Genomic DNA, 19,520 nt, shown 5'->3' on the forward strand with positions numbered 1-19,520 from the left:
GCCTGGGTTTCGTCGTGCTGCCGGACCACTCGGCCCGGAATCCGCTCCGTCGGGGACACCGTGTCCCTTCCCAGGGGTGCATCTGCATACTAATTTGTAAACTGCCATGACGAAATAGCCGTCAGTGAGTAAGGAGCCGCGGAATGAACTACCAGCCCACTCCCGAGGACAGGTTCACGTTCGGTCTGTGGACGGTCGGCTGGCAGGGCCGTGATCCGTTCGGCGACGCGACGCGGCGGGCCCTCGACCCGGTGGAGTCCGTGCACCGGCTGGCCGAACTGGGCGCACACGGCGTCACGTTCCACGACGACGACCTGATCCCCTTCGGCTCGTCCGACAGCGAGCGGCAGGAGCACATCAAGCGGTTCCGTCAGGCGCTGGACGCCACCGGCATGAAGGTGCCGATGGCGACGACGAACCTGTTCACGCACCCCGTGTTCAAGGACGGCGCCTTCACGGCCAACGACCGCGACGTGCGCCGCTACGCGCTGCGCAAGACCATCCGGAACATCGACCTGGCGGCGGAGCTGGGCGCGAGCGTCTACGTCGCCTGGGGCGGCCGTGAGGGCTCCGAGTCCGGGGCGGCCAAGGACGTGCGCGACGCGCTGGAGCGCATGAAGGAGGCATTCGACCTGCTGGGCGAGTACGTCGTCTCCCAGGGCTACGACCTGAGGTTCGCGATCGAGCCGAAGCCGAACGAGCCCCGGGGCGACATCCTCCTGCCCACCGTGGGCCACGCGCTGGCCTTCATCGAGCGCCTGGAGCGCCCGGAGCTGTACGGGGTGAACCCGGAGGTCGGCCACGAGCAGATGGCCGGGCTGAACTTCCCGCACGGCATCGCGCAGGCGCTGTGGGCGGGCAAGCTGTTCCACATCGACCTCAACGGCCAGTCGGGCATCAAGTACGACCAGGACCTCCGCTTCGGGGCGGGCGACCTGCGGTCCGCGTTCTGGCTCGTCGACCTGCTGGAGCGCGCCGGGTACGCGGGCCCGCGGCACTTCGACTTCAAGCCGCCGCGGACCGAGGACCTCGACGGCGTGTGGGCCTCCGCCGCCGGCTGCATGCGCAACTACCTCATCCTCAAGGACCGGGCCGCCGCCTTCCGCGCCGACCCGGCCGTACGGGAAGCCCTCGCCGCCGCCCGGCTCGACGACCTCGCCCGGCCCACCGCCGAGGACGGACTGGCCGCCCTGCTCGCCGACCCCACCGCCTTCGAGACCTTCGACGCCGAGGCCGCGGCTGCGCGCGGGATGGCGTTCGAGCACCTCGACCAGCTCGCCATGGACCACCTCATGGGCGTCCGCTGACCGACCCGCTCTCCGGAACGCCGCTCCCGTCTTCCCGTCCTCGGGTGGGCCGGGGCGGCTTCCGTGTCGGCGGGCCGGGCAGGCGGACCCGCGTGCCGGACACGCCGGGCCGAGGGCCGAGGGCGAGTCCCCGCGCGTGTGGAGCGTGGTCAAGGGCTCCGGAGAGCCCTGAAAGGATGGTCCTCATGACACGAGAGAGCGGAGTGACGGCGGACCCGGGCGTCGGCGGGGGAGAACCGCTGGTGGTCATCGCCGCGGTGATCATCCAACGCGGGCGGCTGCTGGTCGTGAGCAAGCGGGCGGCGCCGGACGTCTTCTACCTCCCCGGAGGCAAGCCCGACCACGGCGAGGAGCCCCTCGAAGCCCTCATCCGCGAGCTGGACGAGGAACTCGGCGTCGAACCCCTCGAACCCCGGCTCCTGGACCGCGTCGAATCCGTCGCCGCCCTGGAGGGCGTGCCGCTGCACCTGACCGTCTTCCAGGCCGGGATCGACCGTCCGCCCCGGCCCGCCGCCGAGCTGGCCCACATGAAGTGGATCACCGGGGACGAACCGGACGTCCACCTCTCACCCGCCCTCACGGACCACGTCCTGCCCCTGCTCCGCCGAACCGGCGCCCTCGCGCCCTGACCCGGCGCCCGCGCGTCGGCCCGCACCGTACCCCTCCCAGGGACGCGCGGAAGGCGGGTTCCGAGTCACCATGGCGGTGGAGGGTTCCGGGCGAACACCGCCGAGGGTTCCCCGGACCGCTTCGGCGGGCACCTAAGGGGTGTCTGGGGGACGTCTCAGGGGCGTCTCAGGGTCGCCGCACGGAACCGCGGGTGGCGCGGACCCGTTTTCAGGACAGAGAGCGGCGAAGGCCGCGAAGGAGGCGACACCATGTCGAACAACGCCAAGATCGCCGCAGGGGGTGTGGCGGTCGGGCTCATCCTGCTGATCTGGCTGCCCTGGTGGGCCGCCCTGCTGATCGTCCTCGGAGTCCCGGCCGCCGCGTACCTCGCGCTGGACCCCGCGCAGCGTCGCCGGCTGCGCCGTGTCACCCGCAAGGAGATCGGCCGCTGACCGCCTGACCGCCGGGGCCTGCACCCGGTCGTCGGCGCGGGCCCGCACGGAGTCACCCGCGTCGGTTCGCCCGCTCGGGGGAGGAAGGGACCGGCGGGGCTCCTTCCTCGCGCGGGTGACGCGGGTGCCTCCGTCGGGCGGATACATCACGGGCCGGCGCGGGCGCGGGCCCGGCGCGAGGCTGCCCGGCGCATGGCGGGCATCCGGAGGACCCTCACTCGTCCATCCATGTACGCCTGCCCCCGTCGTCGTGGCGGGGGAGGGCCGACGGGGAAGGGCTGTGGGCGAAGTGCATCCCACCCTCCGGAGACAAGGGGCTCACCCATGTGTACGCGGGTCCTGTGGAACGACAACGATCTCGCCGTGCTGTCCGGCCGGACGATGGACTGGCCCGAGTCGACCGACCCCGTGCTCACCGTCCTGCCGCAGGGACTGGAGCGCGACGGCGGCGAACTGGGCGGCCAGACCGTCATCGCGGAGAATCCGCTCACCTGGACGAGCAGACTCGGCAGCCTCGTGACGACCGTCTACGGAGCCGGCACGGTCGACGGCCTGAACGAGCGCGGCCTCGCCGCCCACATGCTCTACCTGGACATCACCGAACTCGCCCCCCGTGACCCCGGCCGGCCCGGACTGCACATGGGCCTGTGGGTCCAGTACCTCCTCGACAACGCCGCCACCGTGGAGGAAGCCCTCGCGCTCCTGGACACCTTTCAGCTCGTGATGATCGAGATGAACGGATTCGCGGCCACGGTCCACGTCGCCCTGGAGGACGCCCGGGGCGACTCCGCGATCATCGAGCACATCGCGGGCGAGCAAGTCGTGCACCACGACCGCGCCTACACCGTCATGACCAACGCGCCCGCCTATGACGAACAGCGAAGCCTGCTGGAGGAGCAGGTGCGCAAGGCGCGCGAACTGGGCTACGACAAGGCCGCCAGTGACGTCCCGCTGCCGGGCAACGTGAACCCCGTCGACCGCTTCCAGCGCGCCGCCTACTTCCGCGCCCTGCTGCCGAAGCCGGAGAACGAACGGCAGGCCGTCGCCGCCGTGCTCGCCATCACCCGCAACGCCTCCGTGCCCTTCGGCGCCCCGTACGCGTCCGGCAGGTTCGCCGTGTACAACACCGAATACCGCACGGTGTGCGATCTGACCAACCAGCGGTACTTCTTCGAGCTGAGCACCAGCCCGAACCTCCTGTGGACCGAACTGGGCGCCTTCGACCTCTCACCCGGCGCACCCGTGATGACGCTGGACCCGGACGACATCCACCTGTCCGGCAACGTCTCGGACACGTACACCCAGGCACCGGACCCCTTCGCTCCGGCCGGCCGCTGACCTGCATGGACCGCTGACGTCCGCCCGGCCGCCCCGCCTCGCCCGAGAGCCGCCCGAGCGCGGTCAGGTCGGGCGGACCGCCATCTCGTCCAGCGCTGCCAGCAGGCCGGGCAGCTCCGGTCCACGCCCCACCGGCAGGACCTCGCCGGGCTCCTCGTCCAGCAGCACGAACGCGATGTCGTCCGTCCTCGCCACGAGCGACCAGCCGGGGCCGTCCGCCCGCAGCGTGCGCGCCTCGCCCGGCGCGAACGACGACCGGACCCTGCCGAGCGGCGGCGGCGTGTCGACGTAGGCACGCGCCTCCGCGAGCACCCGGCGGACTCCACCGCGCCCGCTGCCGCCGGCCCCCTCCGGGCTGCCGGGCCTGTCCGCGATGCCGCCCGGCGCATCCCGCCCCGGCCCGTGGTCCGTGCGCTCCGCCACGTCCTGTCCGGCACCGTCCCCGGGTACGGAAACCCCGTCCGGCACCAGGAAATCGGCGTCGTCGACCTGGTCCCGCCACCGCGCCCACTGCATCGCGATCTCGTCGGCGCCGAGACGCCGCTGCGCGGGACCCCACCCCGTGGTGTCGGGCGGGGCCAGCGCGGGACCGTCACCCGCCCCGGGAACGGGATCGTGCGGGGCGGGTACGCCGGGCGCGGACACGGCGACCGCGAGCGGCCAGCCCGGCAGAGCCGTGACGACCGAACTCTCGTCCGGTGACAGGTCGTACTCCATACCGCAGTCCCAGGACGCCACGGCGACCGCGACCAGGGACACGTCGTCGATCACGACCGTCCACCGGGCGCCGTCACCGTCCTGGCCGAGCACCAGACCGTAGCCGTCGGCCAGGGGTGTCAGACCGAGCGCCGCACAAGCCTCCGGATAGTCGTCACCCAGCACACTGGGGAACTTCGCGGGTGTCAGCAACACCGCCGTCAGCACATAGAGCGCATCGTCCTCGCCAGTGACGGTGTCCCCTTGCGTCTCGGCCATCCCAGCCTCCCCGTCGGTTCCGTCAACGGCGCGCACCCTAGTGCGAGGGGAAGCCGATTGTCACGACTCCCCGACACACCCGGGCCGCGGAGCTCCTGACCGGCTGCGACGACACGCCCGGCCGCGCGTGTCGTGACGCCGAGCCGCCGGAAGCGGGAGCAGGGGACATCGCCGTGTCCTCGGCGAACGCTGACCGTATATCTCCCGCCACTCAACGTAGAGTTGGGGTTCCATTGCGGAAGGGACGGACACGGTGAAGCGCTTCGAACGGCTCGAACAGATCCGGCGGATGGACCCCTACCGGGACGCGTGGGAGATCCACCGGCTCTCCTCCGCCTACGAGTTCCCCTGGGACTACACCCGCGCCCTGGAACTGGCCCTCTACCGCACCTACGCCGTTCCCAGCGTCGGCCGGCTGCTCGCCGAGACCGCCGAACTCACCGCCCGGAGCCAGAAGCGCTACGACGACACCGTCCTGCTCCTCGACGCCGTCGTCGAGCACGGCTTCGGCAGCGTGCAGGGACGCACCGCGATCCGCCGGATGAACCAGATGCACCGCAGTTACGACATCACCAACGACGACATGCGCTACGTCCTGTGCACCTTCGTCGTCATGCCCAAACGCTGGATCGACGCGTACGGCTGGCGCCGGATGTCCCGCCACGAGACCGTCGCCGGCGCCGTCTACTACCGCACACTGGGACGCCACATGGGGATCAAGGACATCCCCGAGACCTACGAGGAGTTCGAGAGCTGCCTCGATGCCTACGAGGAGGCCCACTTCGGGTGGGACGAGGGTGCGCGCCGGGTATCCGACGCCACCCTCGACCTCATGACCTCCTGGTACCCGCGTCCACTCGCCCCCGCACTGCGCGCCGGGACCCTGGCACTGCTCGACGAGCCCTTGCTGAGGGCCTTCCGCTACGACCCGCCGAGCCCCGCCACCCGTGCCCTCGTCCGGCGTGCCGTCCGTCTGCGCGGGCGTGCCGTGCGTTTGCTGCCGCCTCGGCGTGTCCCGCACCACGCCCGGCAGAACCGGGAGGTCAAGGGCTATCCGAACGGCTACCGGGTGGCCGAGTTGGGTACCCACCCGGTCCCCGGCACAGGCGGCTGCCCCGTACGTCACCTCGGGGCGGCGCCCGCCGAATGAACACACCGCACCGGAGTCTTCCGAAGCGGCCGAAGTACCCGTGACCGCCTCGGCCGTCAGGCCTCGCGGAGGGCCAGGGCGAGGAACCGGGCGTCCTCGTCGGCGTACGACGTCATCCTCCACCCGGAACCGGCCAGCAGCGGGCGGAGATTGTGCTCTGCCCGCAGGTCCGCCGACGTGAGCCGGCGCCCCTGGCGGGCAGCCAGTGCCGCCCTGCCGATCGGGTGGAAGAGCGCCAGCACCCCACCGGGACGCACGACGCGGGCCAGCTCGCGCAGGTTCGCGGACGGATCGGGCAGATGGGCGACGAGACCCGCCGCGAACACGGCGTCGAACGCCTCCGTAGTCAGCGGGAGCGCGGCGACGTCGGCGAGCAACAGAGCCCCGTCGCGGTCCCTTCCGGCACGGACGGCGGCCTGGAGCATGGCCGGCGTCAGGTCGGCTCCGACGACCACGCCCGACGGCCCGACCGCCGCCCTCAGCGGCGTGAGCGCGCGTCCGGTGCCGCACCCGGCGTCGAGGACGCGGTCCCCCGCCCGCAGGCCCATGTCCGTGACCGCACCGGTGTAGGCCGGTCCGTCGTCGGGGAACCGGAGGTCCCATTCGGCGGCACGGGCCGTGAAGAACTCCCGGACGTGGGTGTGGTCGTCGCTCATGCACCGCATGATCCCCCATCGGCGGCACCCGCACACGGGGTACCGCCGCCCCGGGGTGGCAGAGGGAGAGGCACGAAACCCGTCCTGGGCCCATGAACGCTAATGATCATTTACGGCACATGTGTGCCTGCTTCTGTGCTGCTGCATGAGTCGATCGGTCATCGAACGATCGTCGGGCGGTCAGAACAGTTGCAAAGTGGTCCCATCGTGCGCAGAACGCCCCCGGTTGTCATCATGCAGGCGTCCCGCACCGGGGCCGGGACCGCACAGGAGGCTGAGCGGGGCTCCGGGCAGGCACGCACGCGCGTCGACCGTTGCCCGCACTCCCGAGAGAAGTGATGGATGGTCCCCGAGCACCCCGGCGCCCCCGTGGGCGACCTGAACGTACTGGCCCTGAAGATCCTGGTGGCCGGGGGATTCGGCGTGGGGAAGACCACCCTGGTGGACGCGGTCAGCGAGATCAGGCCGGTGCGCACGGAGGAACCCCACGGCGCGGCGGGCCGGCACCTCACCGACACGCGCGGCGCGCACGGCACCGACCTGCGCCACGACACCGACGCGAAGACCACGACGACGGTCGCCATGGACTTCGGGCGCATCGGCATGCTGCCCGACCTTTTCCTCTACCTCTTCGGCACGCCCGGCCAGGACCGGTTCCGGTTCCTGTGGGACACCCTGGCGCAGGGCGCCCTCGGCGCGGTCGTCCTCGCGGACACCCGGCGTCTACAGGACTGCTTCCCCGCCGTGGACTACTTCGAGCAGCGGCGCATCCCGTTCGTGGTGGCCGTCAACCACTTCACGGGTGCCCTCCGCTACGCGGCCCCCGACATCCTGCGCGCCCTGGACCTGGATGCCGGGACACCGGTGGTGTTCTGCGACGCGCGGGACCGGAACTCCGGGAAGCACGTGCTCAGCAGCCTCGTCGAGTACGCCGGGCGCGTGCACACGGCACGGCTGCTCGACTCCGTCCGCTGACGCGCGCACGACCCCGTCCGGCCGGTCCCGGGCACACGCCGGCGGGCGAGGGCTCAGTCCGCCACGGCGCTCAGCGCCATGACCTTGTCGACGGCCACACGCACGAGGAGTTCTCCCGGAACCCCGTTGCGGGCACCGAACTCCTCGGCGCGCTCCCTTCCCATGTAACGGGCCGCGATCCGGGTGGCCCAGTGCCGGAGGTCGTCGAGATCCTCCGAGAGCCGGGCCCGCCCCTGGATCACGACGAATGCGAACGGCGGCCGGTCGTCGTCCACGCACAGGGCGACCCGTCCGTCCCGGAGCAGATTGCGTCCTTTGACGGTCTCCTTGCCGGTGTTGAACACCACCTCGTCACCGTCCAGCAAGTACCAGATCGGTGCCACGTGCGGACTGCCGTCGGCACGAACGGTCGAGAGTTTTGCCGTGCGGGTGCCGTCCGAGACGAAGGCCCGCCACTGCTCCTCGGTCATCTTCTCTGCCATACCAGCATCCTCCTTGCCGCGAGCCCGGCCGTGGTGAAGGCTGGCGGACAGAACCCCCGACCGGGGGAGACCGCACATCAGGGGACGACGTACGGGGACCACAGGGGGGAGACCGAACATGGCGGAGAAGCATGGGCTCGGCTGGCTGCTGGACGATCTGACCGAGCGTGTCGAACACGTGCGGCACGCGCTCATCCTGTCCAACGACGGGCTGGTGACCGGCGCGAGCACCAGCCTGCGACAGGAGGACGCGGAACACCTCGCGGCCGTCTCGTCCGGACTGCACAGCCTGGCCAAGGGATCGGGGCGCCACTTCGGCGCGGGCGGGGTCCGGCAGACGATGGTCGAGTTCGACGACGCGCTGCTGTTCGTCACGGCCGCGGGGGCGGGAAGCTGCCTGTGCGTGCTCAGCGGCGCCGAGTCCGACATAGGGCGGGTCGCCTACGAGATGACGTTACTCGTCAACCGGGTCGGCGAGCATCTCGACATCGATGCCCGGCAGCCCGGACAGACGCCTCCTGCAACGCCCTGACCAGGGGCTTCACAGTTCGGACAGGGGCTGGCGCGGAGTTGTCCACAGGCCTGCCTCGGATCTCGCGGCGGCGGCTACGGTTCTGTACCAGGCAGGCGCGGACCGCGTCGGCCGGCACACTCCACGGGGGAGACCAGCCATGTCCGGAAACACCGTCACACACGAGAGCACGGCCCTCGCCGAGCAGATCACCGCCGCCCGCGACGGCTCGGTCGCTGTGGGCCAGGCGGCACGGGAACTGGGCCTCAAACGGATCGAGTTGGACATCGCCGTCCAACAGGGCCGGGTCCGCACCGTACCCGACGAGGCGGAGCGCGGCCGACGTCGCGTGACCCGTGCCGAGATCGAGCGGCTCCGTGCCGAGGAGGGATTCCCCGACGCGCTCCGCGAAGAGGTGCGCACGGTGGGGACCACGGAGGGCGCGGCCCTCATGGAGATCACGAAGGCCCGGTTCACCCGCCTCGCCCGGCTGGGGCTCCTCGTGCCCGTCGCCTTCCATCTCAACCGGTACCGGGCCGTGGTCTGGCTGTACCAGGCCGGGGAACTGCGGCAGTTCGCCGCCGACGGCAGGAACACCGCCCTGCTCAGGCGCCGCATGCCCGAGGGGTTGCGGGAGCAGTTGGACGCGGGGCTGGACCTGCGGCCCCGCAACTGGCGGGGCCGGTACCTGGGTCATCTGCTCCGCCGGAGCGACGCGCCGTGGGAACGGGCGGCGGCCGTCGCCTCACTACTGGACCCGGTCCATGTCTCGGACATCGTCCCGGACCCCTACGAGCGCTCCCACCTGCGCGTACTTCGCCCGGCGCCGCCGGTCCAGGGCCCGCCGGGTTCCCCGGCGGCACACATCGTCGAGTCGATCACGACCGCGTGCGAAGGCGACGAGGCCGACTGGCTCCGGGCCGATCTGGCCGCCGAGACGGAGGCTGCCCGACAGCACAGTGCGGCACCACGCCCGCTTCCGGAGCCCCGGACACCCCGCCGGGTAGGCCGCGGGACGGTGCCCCCGCGCGTCCACCGTCCACAGCCCCGGCCGGTCCGCGCCGGGCACGCGGGGCGCCCGGCATCCCGGCCGGGTCCGTCGGCCCGCCCGAGCCGCACCGTCCCGCGCCCGGTTTCCCGGCCGTCGCCCGACGGGACCCGCCGGGCACCGGTACGACCGTCGGACCGGAGGCCCGGAGCCCTCCGCGTGCTGCTGGGCCGGCTGCGGCGCGGGCATCCGTGACCTACTGGGCGCGGAACAGCCCTTCCTGCACGACGGAGACCAGCAGACGCCCCTGCGTGTCGTAGATCTGGCCGCGGGCCAGACCACGGCCGCCGATCGCGATCGGCGACTCCTGGTCGTACAGGAACCACTCGTCGGCGCGGAACGGCCGGTGGAACCACATGGCGTGGTCCAGCGACGCCATGTCGAAGCCCCGCTGCCCCCACAGGGGTTCCACCGGGATGCGCACGGCGTCCAGGAGCGTCATGTCACTGGCGTACGTCAGAGCGCAGGTGTGCACGAGCGGGTCGTCGCCGAGCGGGCCCACCGCGCGCATCCACACCGCGCTGCGCGGCTCGGCGCCCTTCACCTCCTCCGGGGTCCAGCGCAGCCGGTCCGCGTAACGGATGTCGAAGGGCTGACGGCGGGCCATCCGCTCCAACCGGTCCGGCAGCGCGCCCAGGTGCGCCCGGATCTCCTCGGCGACCGTCGGCAGCGACTCGGGCCCCGGCACCTTCCGCGAGGGCGGCTGCTGGTGCTCGAAACTTCCCTCCTCAGGCTGGTGAAAGGAAGCGGTCAGATTGAAGATCGTGCGCCCCTGCTGCACGGCGGTGACCCGCCGCGTCGTGAACGACCGCCCGTCCCGCACCCGTTCCACCTGGTACACGATCGGCACCCCCGGGCGTCCGGGGCGCAGGAAGTACGCGTGCAGCGAGTGCACCGGGCGGTCACCCTCCGTGGTGCGGCCCGCCGCGACCAGCGCCTGGCCGGCCACCTGGCCGCCGAAGACCCGTTGCAGGGACTCCTCGGGGCTGCGGCCACGGAAGATGTCGACCTCGATCCGCTCCAGGTCGAGCAGGGAGACGAGGCTCTCGGCCGGGTTCGTCATCGGTGAGGTTCTCCCGCGTTCAGAGCTGGCCGACATGGGTGACACGGAGGACCGCCCGGCTCTCGGCGTCGGAGGCCGTGAGGTCGACCTCCGCGCTGATGCCCCAGTCGTGGTCGCCGTTGGGGTCGTCGAAGATCTGCCGGACCCGCCACAGGCTGTTCCGCGGTTCCTCCTCGATCACCAGCAGCTTCGGCCCGCGGGCGTCGGGTCCGGTGCCGAGGTCGTCGTACTCGTCCCAGTACCCGTCCATGGCCTCGCCCCAGGCGTCCGCGTCCCAGCCGGCCTCGGCGTCCATCTCCCCGAGTTCGGCGACCTGGTCGAGGGCGGCCAGCTCCACGCGCCGGAACAGGGCGTTGCGGACCAGGACGCGGAAGGCGCGCGCGTTGGTGGTGACCGGTCGCACCTGGTCGGCCTTCTCCTGGGCCTCCTCGGCGGTCATCTCCTCCGGGTTGGCGAGCTGCTCCCACTCGTCCAGGAGGCTGGAGTCGACCTGGCGGACCATCTCGCCCAGCCACTCGATCAGATCCTGGAGGTCCTCGGACTTCAGGTCGTCCGGGACGGTGTGGTCGAGGGCCTTGTAGGCGCTGGCGAGGTAGCGCAGCACGATGCCCTCGGTGCGGGCAAGCTCGTAGTGCGAGACCAGCTCCGTGAAGGTCAGCGCCCGCTCGTACATGTCACGGATGACCGACTTCGGCGACAGCGGGTGGTCGCCGACCCACGGGTGGCTCCGGCGGTAGGTGTCGTACGCGTGGAAGAGCAGCTCCTCCAGCGGCTTCGAGTACGTGACGTCCTGGAGGCGCTCCATGCGCTCCTCGTACTCGACGCCGTCCGCTTTCATCGCGGCCACGGCCTCGCCGCGCGCCTTGTTCTGCTGGGCGGCGAGGATCTGCCGCGGGTCGTCCAGCGTGGATTCCACGACGGACACCATGTCCAGCGCGTAGGAGGGCGATTCCGGGTCGAGCAGTTCGAAGGCGGCGAGCGCGAACGTGGACAGCGGCTGGTTCAGCGCGAAGTCCTGTTGCAGGTCCACCGTCAGGCGCACGATGCGGCCCTCGGAGTCGGGGGAGTCCAGCTTCTCGACGATCCCGCCGTCCAGCAAAGAGCGGTAGATGGCGATGGCCCGCCGGATGTGCCGCAGTTGCTGCCTGCGGGGCTCGTGGTTGTCCTCCAGCAGGTGCCGCATGGCGTCGAAGGCGTTGCCGGGGCGGGCGATCACCGACAGCAGCATCGTGTGCGTCACCCGGAAACGGGACGTCAGCGGTTCCGGCTCGGAGGCGATGAGCTTCTCGAAGGTGGTCTCCGACCAGGCGACGAAGCCCTCCGGCGCCTTCTTGCGGACGACCTTCCGACGCTTCTTCGGGTCGTCGCCGGCCTTGGCGAGTGCCTTCTCGTTCTCGATGACGTGCTCGGGCGCCTGGGCGACGACGAAGCCCTCCGTGTCGAACCCGGCGCGTCCGGCCCGGCCGGCGATCTGGTGGAACTCGCGGGCCCGCAGCGTGCGGACGCGGCTGCCGTCGTACTTGGTCAGCGCCGTGAACAGCACCGTACGGATGGGCACGTTGACGCCCACCCCGAGGGTGTCGGTGCCGCAGATCACCTTCAGCAGGCCGGCCTGGGCGAGTTTCTCCACCAGCCGCCGGTACTTGGGCAGCATGCCGGCGTGGTGCACGCCGATGCCGTGCCGGACGTAGCGGGAGAGGTTGCGGCCGAACTTGGTGGTGAAGCGGAAGTTGCCGATCAGCTCGGCGATGCGGTCCTTCTCCTCCCGCGAGCACATGTTGATGCTCATCAGCGCCTGCGCCCGCTCCACGGCCTGGGCCTGGGTGAAGTGCACGATGTAGACGGGGGCCTGCCGGGCCTCCAGCAGATCGGTGAGGGTCTCGGTGAGCGGGGTGTACCGGTACTCGTAGGAGAGGGGCACCGGGCGGGTGGCCGAGCGGACCACCGCCGTGGGCCGGCCCGTGCGGCGGGTGAGGTCCTTCTCGAAGAACGACACGTCGCCGAGGGTGGCCGACATCAGCACGAACTGCGCCTGCGGCAGTTCCAGCAGGGGGATCTGCCAGGCCCAGCCGCGGTCCGGCTCGGCGTAGAAGTGGAACTCGTCCATCACGACCTGGCCGACGTCGGCGTTCCTGCCGTCGCGCAGCGCGATCGACGCCAGTACCTCGGCGGTGCAGCAGATCACGGGGGCGTCCGCGTTCACGGAGGCGTCGCCGGTGAGCATGCCGACGTTCTCGGTGCCGAAGATCTTGCACAGTTCGAAGAACTTCTCCGACACCAGCGCCTTGATCGGGGCGGTGTAGAAGGTGACCTCGTCACGGGCGAGCGCGGCGAAGTGGGCGCCGGCGGCGATCATGCTCTTTCCGGACCCGGTGGGCGTCGACACGATCACGTTCGCGCCGGAGACCACCTCGATCAGCGCCTCCTCCTGGTGGGCGTAGAGCGTGAGACCGCGTTCCTGGGACCAGGATTCGAAGGCTTCGTACAGGGCGTCGGGGTCGGCGGTCGGCGGCAGACGATCGATGAGGGTCACGTTCCCATCTTGCCTGCCGCGAGCCCCTCGGGGGGAATCGGATGCCCGTACGAAGATCATGAACGCTACCCTGGACCGTCGGCCGGACATCGGCGGTACCGGACAACTGGACAGCGGCACACGAGGAATGGGGCGGGCAGCGGCGATGATGGGACCAGCACACTCACTGTCGGGAGCCGCCGCCTGGCTCGGCGTCGGCGCGGCGACCGCCGCCGCGGGTCAGCCGATGCCCTGGCCGGTACTGCTCTCCGGCGCTCTGATCTGCGCGGGAGCCGCGCTCGCCCCGGATCTCGACCACAAGGCCGCGACCATCTCGCGGGCCTTCGGGCCCGTCTCCCAACGGCTGTGCGAGATCGTCGACAAACTCTCCTACTCCGTCTACAAGGCCACCCGGAAGCCGGGCGACCCGCGCCGCTCCGGCGGGCACCGCACCCTGACGCACACCTGGCTGTGGGCGGTCCTGATCGGCGGGGGCACCTCGGTCGTCGCCATCACCGGGGGCCGCTGGGCGGTGCTGGGCATCCTCTTCGTGCACATGGTGCTCGCGATCGAGGGACTGCTGTGGCGGGCCACCCGGGGCTCCAGCAGCGACGTGCTGGTCTGGCTCCTGGCCGCGACCAGCTCCTGGATACTCGCCGGCATCCTCGATCAGCCGGCCGGCGGATCGGACTGGCTCTTCACCGCCCCGGGCCAGGAATACCTGTGGCTCGGCCTGCCGATCGTGCTGGGAGCGCTGGTGCACGACATCGGGGACGCGCTGACCGTCTCCGGCTGCCCGATCCTGTGGCCGATACCGGTGGGCCGCAAGCGCTGGTATCCGATCGGCCCGCCGAAGGCCATGCGGTTCCGGGCCGGGAGCTGGGTGGAGCTGAAGGTGCTCATGCCGGCGTTCATGGTGCTCGGCGGGGTCGGCTGCGCGGCGGCGCTCAACTTCATCTGAGCGGTTCACGGGCGCCGGGCCGCCGGGGGTGGGCGACCTCGACGACCGGGTGGGCCGGCCCGGCCCCGGGCGGGCGCTTCCCGGGCGCCGTGCCCCCGGACGCGGGGCAGGCAGTGCGCCGGCTCGGCCACGACTCCACCCCGGGGTGGCACCCCGGCCGGTCAGCTCTGGGTCTCGGCGCCCTTGCCCTCGCCGCCGTAGCGCCGTTCGAAGCGGGCGACGCGTCCCTCGGAGTCCACCGTCCTCGCCTTGCCCGTGTAGAAGGGGTGGCTCTCCGAGGAGATCTCCACGTCCACCACCGGGTAGGTCTCACCGTCGTCCCAGGCGATGGTCTGCTCGCTGGTCGCGGTGGACCGGGTGAGGAAGGCGTACCCGGCGGCACGGTCCCGGAAGACGACGGCGTGGTAGTCGGGGTGCTTGTCCTTCTGCATGGCAGCTCCTTGAACGGCACGGATCATCGGCCCGACGGCACGGCCGGGCCGGTCCGGGCCGCGTCAGCGGGGCAGGGAGTCCTCGTCGACGACGTGCACCGCGGCTTCCTCGGCGGAGGCCGCCGCGCCGTCGATACCGATGTCCTGGGCGACCAGCGAGGGCTCCTCGTCCTCCCGGGTCCCCTCATCCGGCGCCACCAGTCGGCCGGAGCGGTCCGCGCCGACCTCGTCGTCCAGCAGTTCCCCGTCGGTTGTGGAGCAGTCGCCCAGGTCGTCGCCATCGGGCGGGGGCACCTCGGGCTGCTCGTCGGCGAGCCGCTGGTCCAGCGTCTCGCCCCGGTGGCCTTCCTCGGCGGTCACGCCGGTGTGCTCCACCGCCCAGGGCCGCTCGGGCGGGGACCAGCCCCGGTCCAGCGGATCGTCCACACCGTCGTGTTCCAGGGTGTCCTCCGCGTCGAGCAGTCCGGTGTCCTCCCGCTGCTCGGAGCCGTCGGGCTGGTAGACGTCGTCTCCCCATCCATCGACGCTGTTCACGGGTACCTCCAGGGGGTGGGGACGGGCACCCGCACGCCGTGGACCGCGGCATTCGGGCCGCCGCGGGGCGCACAGGCGTCGCCGTCGCCGGACCGCGTGTCTCCGGGTCACCCCGGAGCCGGTGCCTCCTCCCACCCTTCCACTGCCGTTCGGGACCGCGCAACGGCAATGGACGACGACGGGACCCCGGCACCCTCGGTGACCTGGGGCCGAGTGCCTGCCGGACCCGTGGGACGGCCGGGAGGTCACGTCCGGCCGGCGTCCCCATCGCCCGCCCCTGGTGGGGAGACGCCGGGCGGGCGGGCGGCGACCTCCGGGATGCGGAGGAGGGGCGGAGGCCAGGGCCAGTGCACCGGCGGGACCCTCCCGCCGGTCTCCCGGTCGGGGGTGCCGGCCCGTCGCCCCCGCAGAGCCGCCCCCGCTCCCTGTCCGGCGTCAAGCGGCCGAGGCAGCGGGCACCCGGGCCGGGGACTGCGCTCACCCCGTCCAGCCCCGGCACGCCCGGCCCCGGCACGTCCAGCCCTGGCACGCCCGGTCCCGTCCAGCCCCGGCACGCTGGCCACGTCGGCTCCGGCTCCCCCCCCTGGCCCCAGCCCCAGCCCCAGCCCCCGCCCCCCGGCCCCGCTCAGCCGTGCCAGGAGCGCCACAGGGCCGCGTAGGCACCGTCGGCGGCGACCAAGTCGGCGTGGCTGCCCAGTTCCGTGATGCGGCCGTCCTCGACGACGGCGATGACGTCCGCGTCGTGGGCGGTGTGCAGGCGGTGGGCGATGGCGACGACCGTGCGGCCGTCGAGGACGCGGGCCAGGGACCGTTCGAGGTGGCGCGCGGCACGCGGGTCGAGCAGGGAGGTCGCCTCGTCCAGCACGAGGGTGTGCGGGTCGGCCAGCACCAGGCGGGCCAGGGCGATCTGCTGGGCCTGCGCCGGGGTGAGGGCGAAGCCGCCCGAGCCGACCTCGGTGTCCAGGCCGTCGTCGAGAGCGCGGGCCCAGGTGTCCGCGTCGACCGCTCCCAGGGCCGCCCACAGTTCGGTGTCGGCGGCGTCGGAGCGGGCCAGACGGAGGTTGTCGCGCAGGGAGCCCACGAAGACGTGGTGTTCCTGGTTGACGAGGGCGACGTGCGAGCGGACGCGTTCCGCGGGCATCCGGGAGAGTTCGGCGCCGCCCAGGGTGATGTGGCCCGCCCGCGGCCCGTAGATCCCGGCGAGCAGCCGGCCCAGGGTGGACTTGCCGGCGCCGGAGGGGCCGACGAGCGCCATCCTCGTGCCGGGGGCGACCTCCAGGGACACCTTGCGCAGGACGTCGACGCCCTCCAGGTAGCCGAAGTGCACCCGGTCGGCGTGGACGTGGCGTCCGTCCGGCTTCAGGGCGGAGTCACCGGCCTCCGGCTCGATGTCCCGGACGCCCACCAGCCGCGCCAGGGAGACCTGGGCCACCTGGAGTTCGTCGTACCAGCGCAGGATGATGCCGACCGGGTCGACGAGCATCTGCGCGATCAGCGCCGCCGTCGTCAACTGGCCGACGCCGATCCACCCCTGGAGGACGAAGACACCGCCGATGAGCAGCACGGAGGCGAGCACGGTCACGTGGGTGACGTTGACGACCGGGAAGAGCACCGACCGCAGCCAGAGGGTGTAGCGCTCCCAGGCGGTCCATTCTTTGATTCTTTGCTCGGACAGGGCGACGCGGCGGCCGGCGAGCCGGTGGGCCTCGACGGTGCGCCCCGCGTCCACGGTCTCGGCGAGGGCCGCGGCCACGGCGGCGTATCCGGCCGCCTCCGAGCGGTAGGCGGAGGGCGCCCGGCGGAAGTACCAGCGGCAGCCGATCACCAGCAGCGGCACGGCCAGCAGTACCGCCGGGGCCAGGGGCGGCGTGGTGACGACGAGTCCGCCGAGGAGCAGCACCACCCACACCGCGCCGATGGCGAGCTGGGGCACCGCCTCGCGCATGGCGTTGGCCAGCCGGTCGACGTCCGTGGTGATGCGGGAGAGCAGGTCGCCCGTGCCGGCGCGTTCCAGCACACCGGGCGGCAGGCCGACCGAGCGTACGAGGAAGTCCTCGCGGAGGTCGGCGAGCATCCGTTCGCCGAGTACGGCCCCGCGCAGGCGCACCTCGCGGTTGAAGGCGGCCTGGATCAGCAGCGCGATCACGAACAGGGTGACCGTGACCTCCAGACGGAGGTCGCTCGCGCCGGCCGAGACCCGTTCCACCAGGCCGCCGAGGAGGTAGGGGCCCGCCATCGAGGCGAGCACGGCGATCGTGTTCACGACGACGAGGACGGTGAAGGCACGGCGGTGCCTGCGCACCAGCTCGCCCGCGTAGGCGCGGACGGTCGCGGGGGCGCCGACGGGCAGGGTGCTCGCCGTGGTGGGGGCCGCCGGGTCGTACGACGGTGGCGCCACGCCGATCATGCCGTCTCCTCGATCTCTTCCAGTCGGTGCGGGACGTCGTCCGCCGCGAGGACGGTACGCCGGGCGGGGGCGTCCTCGTCCTCGGTCTCGCGGGTGACCACGGCCCGGTAGCGGGGCTCGGAGGCGAGCAGGTCGCGGTGGGTGCCGGCCGCGGCGGCGGTGCCCTCGTGCAGGAAGACGACGCGGTCGGCGCGGTCCAGCAGCAGCGGGGAGGAGGTGAACACGACGGTGGTGCGCTTCGCGCGGAGGTCGCGCAGGCCCTGTGCGATCCGGGCCTCCGTGTGCGAGTCCACCGCGGAGGTCGGCTCGTCCAGCACCAGCACATCCGGGTCCGTGACGAGGGACCGGGCCAGGGCGAGCCGCTGGCGCTGGCCGCCCGACAGGGAACGGCCCCGTTCGGTGAGGCGGGCGTCGAGCGGGTCCTCGGCGCCGACCGAACCCTGCACGAGCGCCGCCAGCACGTCGTCGCACCGGGCCGCGGACAGCGCCGCGTCCGTGCCGACGGTGCCGGACGACGGCACGTCGAGCAGATCGCGCAGGGTGCCGGAGAGCAGGACCGGGTCCTTGTCCTGGACCAGTACGGCCGTGCGCGCGCAGTCGAGCGGCAACTCGTCGAGCGGCACCCCGCCCAGCAGGACCGACGGGCTCTGTTCGGAGGGGTGTCCGCCGAGCCGTTCGGCCAGCCGTCCGGCCGCGTCGGGGTCGCCGCACACCACGGCGGTGAGCATCCCGGCCGGTGCGAGCAGACCGGTGGCCGGATCGCACAGGTCGCCGGAGGGCACCTCGGCGGGGCGTGACCCGCCGGTGTCCGTGGCCCGTTCCAGGGAGAGCACCCGAGCGGTGCGCTGGGCGGAGGGCCGGGAGAAGGAGTACGCCATGGCGATCTCCTCGAAGTGCCGCAGCGGGTAGGTGAGGATCATGACGGAGCTGTAGACGGTGACGAGCGCGCCGACGCCGATGCGGCCGTCCTGGGCCAGGTGCACCCCGTACCAGACCACCGCGATCAGGAGCAGACCGGGGAGCAGGACCTGGATCGCGGAGATCAGCGACCACATGCGGGCGCTGCGCACGGCGGCGTGGCGGACCTCCTGGGAGGCGGCGCGGTAGCGGTCGAGGAAGAGTTCCTCGCCGCCGATGCCGCGCAGTACGCGCAGTCCGGCCACGGTGTCCGAGGCGAGTTCGGTGGCCCGGCCGGCCTTCTCGCGCTGGACGTCGGCCCGCTGGGTCGCGCGGGGGAGCAGGGGCAGCACGGCCAGGGCCAGCGCCGGCAGGCCGAGGGCGACGACGATGCCGAGCGCGGGTTCGTAGACGACGAGTCCCCCGCAGACCAACGCGATGGTCAGGGCCGCGGCGGTGAAGCGGGAGACGGCCTCCACGAACCAGCCGATCTTCTCGACGTCGCCCGTGGAGACGGCGACGACCTCACCTGCCGCGACGCGGCGGGTCAGCGCCGAGCCGAGCAGCGCGGCCTTGCGGGCGAGGAGTTGCTGGACGCGGCTCGCGGCGGTGATCCAGTTGGTGATGGCGGCGCGGTGCAGGAAGGTGTCGCCGAGCGCGTTGCCCGCGCAGCACAGCACCATCAGGCCGCCCGCGAGCGCGAGCCGGGAGCCGGAGCGGTCGACGACCGCCTGGATGGCGACGCCCACGCAGAACGGCAGGGCGGAGACGGAGGCGAAGTGCAGAAGCCCCCAGGAGAGGGCCTTGAGCTGGCCGCCCAGTTGGTTGCGGAAGAGCCACCACAGCAATCGGGGGCCCGAGCGCGCGTCGGGCACGCCCGGGTCGGGATACGGAAGGTCTTGGATCTGCATGAGGTCCCAGCGGCTCGGTTCAGGGGGTGCCGCGCGACGCGGCATCAACAGCGTGCAAACCGCAAAAGGTTCTCCTCGGCGCGCGCCCGGAATCAAGCGATTATCCCGCGCACGGTACGAATCCGGCTTCGCCGCCGACGCCGGGCATGGCGGGAAGCCCGCGGCCCCGTCACCGGTCGTACGGCGGGACTTCGGCCGTGGGCCGCCCCGCGCACGGTACGGAACCGGCCGCCTGCCGGCCCGGGGACGGTGAGGGGAAGAGGCTCCCGGCATTCCCCCGTACGGCGGGACTCCGGCCGGT

General features: G+C 72.2%; 18 protein-coding genes. 9 read left to right on the forward strand and 9 right to left on the reverse strand.

All coding sequences use genetic code 11. The features are described from left to right. Positions 1 to 143 precede the first annotated feature (143 nt). The 4 genes from xylA to J5Y05_RS09260 all read left to right on the forward strand — a co-directional run bounded on the left by xylA (position 144) and on the right by J5Y05_RS09260 (position 3,706). A complete protein-coding gene (gene xylA / locus J5Y05_RS09245) occupies positions 144 to 1,307 on the forward strand; it encodes a xylose isomerase (RefSeq protein ID WP_210870201.1) in 1,164 nt (387 codons plus the stop codon). Positions 1,308 to 1,492: 185 nt separating this feature from the next. Further along, the gene (locus tag J5Y05_RS09250) at positions 1,493 to 1,936 is read left to right on the forward strand and encodes an NUDIX hydrolase (protein WP_210870203.1); all 444 of its coding nucleotides are present in this window, start codon (positions 1,493 to 1,495) and stop codon (positions 1,934 to 1,936) included. Positions 1,937 to 2,185: 249 nt separating this feature from the next. Next, on the forward strand, positions 2,186 to 2,368 hold the full coding sequence (locus J5Y05_RS09255) for a tail-anchor membrane protein (RefSeq protein WP_030417642.1): 183 nt from the start codon (positions 2,186 to 2,188) through the stop codon (positions 2,366 to 2,368). 324 nt (positions 2,369 to 2,692) lie between these two features. Next, a complete protein-coding gene (locus tag J5Y05_RS09260; protein WP_210870205.1) occupies positions 2,693 to 3,706 on the forward strand; it encodes a linear amide C-N hydrolase in 1,014 nt (337 codons plus the stop codon). A 63-nt stretch (positions 3,707 to 3,769) separates the two neighbouring features. Here the strand turns inward: J5Y05_RS09260 and J5Y05_RS09265 are convergent, their stop codons facing one another. Continuing rightward, complete coding sequence (locus J5Y05_RS09265; protein WP_210870206.1) at positions 3,770 to 4,681, reverse strand: hypothetical protein; 912 nt, start codon at positions 4,679 to 4,681, stop codon at positions 3,770 to 3,772. A gap of 253 nt (positions 4,682 to 4,934) precedes the next feature. On the opposite strand from J5Y05_RS09265, the gene J5Y05_RS09270 reads away from it, so the two are divergent. Continuing rightward, positions 4,935 to 5,831, forward strand: coding sequence for an oxygenase MpaB family protein (locus J5Y05_RS09270; protein ID WP_210870208.1), 897 nt, complete (start codon positions 4,935 to 4,937; stop codon positions 5,829 to 5,831). 56 nt (positions 5,832 to 5,887) lie between these two features. Here J5Y05_RS09270 and J5Y05_RS09275 read toward each other — a convergent pair whose 3' ends face one another. Further along, the gene (locus J5Y05_RS09275; RefSeq protein WP_210870210.1) at positions 5,888 to 6,496 is read right to left on the reverse strand and encodes a class I SAM-dependent methyltransferase; all 609 of its coding nucleotides are present in this window, start codon (positions 6,494 to 6,496) and stop codon (positions 5,888 to 5,890) included. 333 nt (positions 6,497 to 6,829) lie between these two features. Between J5Y05_RS09275 and J5Y05_RS09280 the strand changes: the two genes are divergently transcribed. Beyond that, positions 6,830 to 7,462: a GTP-binding protein gene (locus J5Y05_RS09280; protein ID WP_210870212.1), complete on the forward strand. Its 633-nt coding sequence runs from the start codon at positions 6,830 to 6,832 to the stop codon at positions 7,460 to 7,462. Positions 7,463 to 7,515: 53 nt separating this feature from the next. Here the strand turns inward: J5Y05_RS09280 and J5Y05_RS09285 are convergent, their stop codons facing one another. Further along, the gene (locus J5Y05_RS09285) at positions 7,516 to 7,944 is read right to left on the reverse strand and encodes a PPOX class F420-dependent oxidoreductase (RefSeq protein WP_210870215.1); all 429 of its coding nucleotides are present in this window, start codon (positions 7,942 to 7,944) and stop codon (positions 7,516 to 7,518) included. Between the two features lie 118 nt (positions 7,945 to 8,062). Between J5Y05_RS09285 and J5Y05_RS09290 the strand changes: the two genes are divergently transcribed. Both J5Y05_RS09290 and J5Y05_RS09295 read left to right on the forward strand, forming a co-directional pair. Beyond that, a complete protein-coding gene (locus tag J5Y05_RS09290; RefSeq protein WP_210870217.1) occupies positions 8,063 to 8,476 on the forward strand; it encodes a roadblock/LC7 domain-containing protein in 414 nt (137 codons plus the stop codon). Positions 8,477 to 8,615: 139 nt separating this feature from the next. Further along, the gene (locus J5Y05_RS09295) at positions 8,616 to 9,698 is read left to right on the forward strand and encodes a DUF6397 family protein (protein ID WP_210870218.1); all 1,083 of its coding nucleotides are present in this window, start codon (positions 8,616 to 8,618) and stop codon (positions 9,696 to 9,698) included. Position 9,699: 1 nt separating this feature from the next. On the opposite strand, the gene J5Y05_RS09300 is transcribed toward J5Y05_RS09295, so the two are convergent. Together J5Y05_RS09300 and J5Y05_RS09305 are read right to left on the reverse strand one after the other, a co-directional pair. Further along, positions 9,700 to 10,566 (reverse strand): acyl-CoA thioesterase, encoded by an 867-nt coding sequence (locus J5Y05_RS09300; RefSeq protein WP_210870220.1) that lies wholly within the window; start codon positions 10,564 to 10,566, stop codon positions 9,700 to 9,702. A gap of 19 nt (positions 10,567 to 10,585) precedes the next feature. Further along, a complete protein-coding gene (locus J5Y05_RS09305) occupies positions 10,586 to 13,099 on the reverse strand; it encodes a DEAD/DEAH box helicase (RefSeq protein WP_210870222.1) in 2,514 nt (837 codons plus the stop codon). A gap of 145 nt (positions 13,100 to 13,244) precedes the next feature. Between J5Y05_RS09305 and J5Y05_RS09310 the strand changes: the two genes are divergently transcribed. Beyond that, entirely contained in the window at positions 13,245 to 14,039 is a 795-nt protein-coding gene (locus J5Y05_RS09310; RefSeq protein WP_210871403.1) for a metal-dependent hydrolase, read from the forward strand. Positions 14,040 to 14,200: 161 nt separating this feature from the next. On the opposite strand, the gene J5Y05_RS09315 is transcribed toward J5Y05_RS09310, so the two are convergent. The 4 genes from J5Y05_RS09315 to J5Y05_RS09330 all read right to left on the reverse strand — a co-directional run bounded on the left by J5Y05_RS09315 (position 14,201) and on the right by J5Y05_RS09330 (position 19,219). Further along, positions 14,201 to 14,470: a type B 50S ribosomal protein L31 gene (locus J5Y05_RS09315; protein ID WP_210870224.1), complete on the reverse strand. Its 270-nt coding sequence runs from the start codon at positions 14,468 to 14,470 to the stop codon at positions 14,201 to 14,203. A 63-nt stretch (positions 14,471 to 14,533) separates the two neighbouring features. Next, entirely contained in the window at positions 14,534 to 15,004 is a 471-nt protein-coding gene (locus tag J5Y05_RS09320) for a DUF5709 domain-containing protein (RefSeq protein WP_210870226.1), read from the reverse strand. Positions 15,005 to 15,629: 625 nt separating this feature from the next. Continuing rightward, a complete protein-coding gene (locus J5Y05_RS09325) occupies positions 15,630 to 17,411 on the reverse strand; it encodes an ABC transporter ATP-binding protein (protein ID WP_210870228.1) in 1,782 nt (593 codons plus the stop codon). Then, positions 17,408 to 19,219 carry an ABC transporter transmembrane domain-containing protein gene (locus tag J5Y05_RS09330; protein WP_210870230.1) on the reverse strand — a complete coding sequence of 604 codons (1,812 nt, stop codon included), beginning with the start codon at positions 19,217 to 19,219 and terminating at the stop codon, positions 17,408 to 17,410. The genes J5Y05_RS09325 and J5Y05_RS09330 overlap by 4 nt, the downstream gene beginning before the upstream one ends. Positions 19,220 to 19,520 lie beyond the last annotated feature (301 nt).

The organism is Streptomyces tagetis (genome assembly GCF_018069565.1).
GTDB lineage: Bacteria > Actinomycetota > Actinomycetes > Streptomycetales > Streptomycetaceae > Streptomyces > Streptomyces tagetis.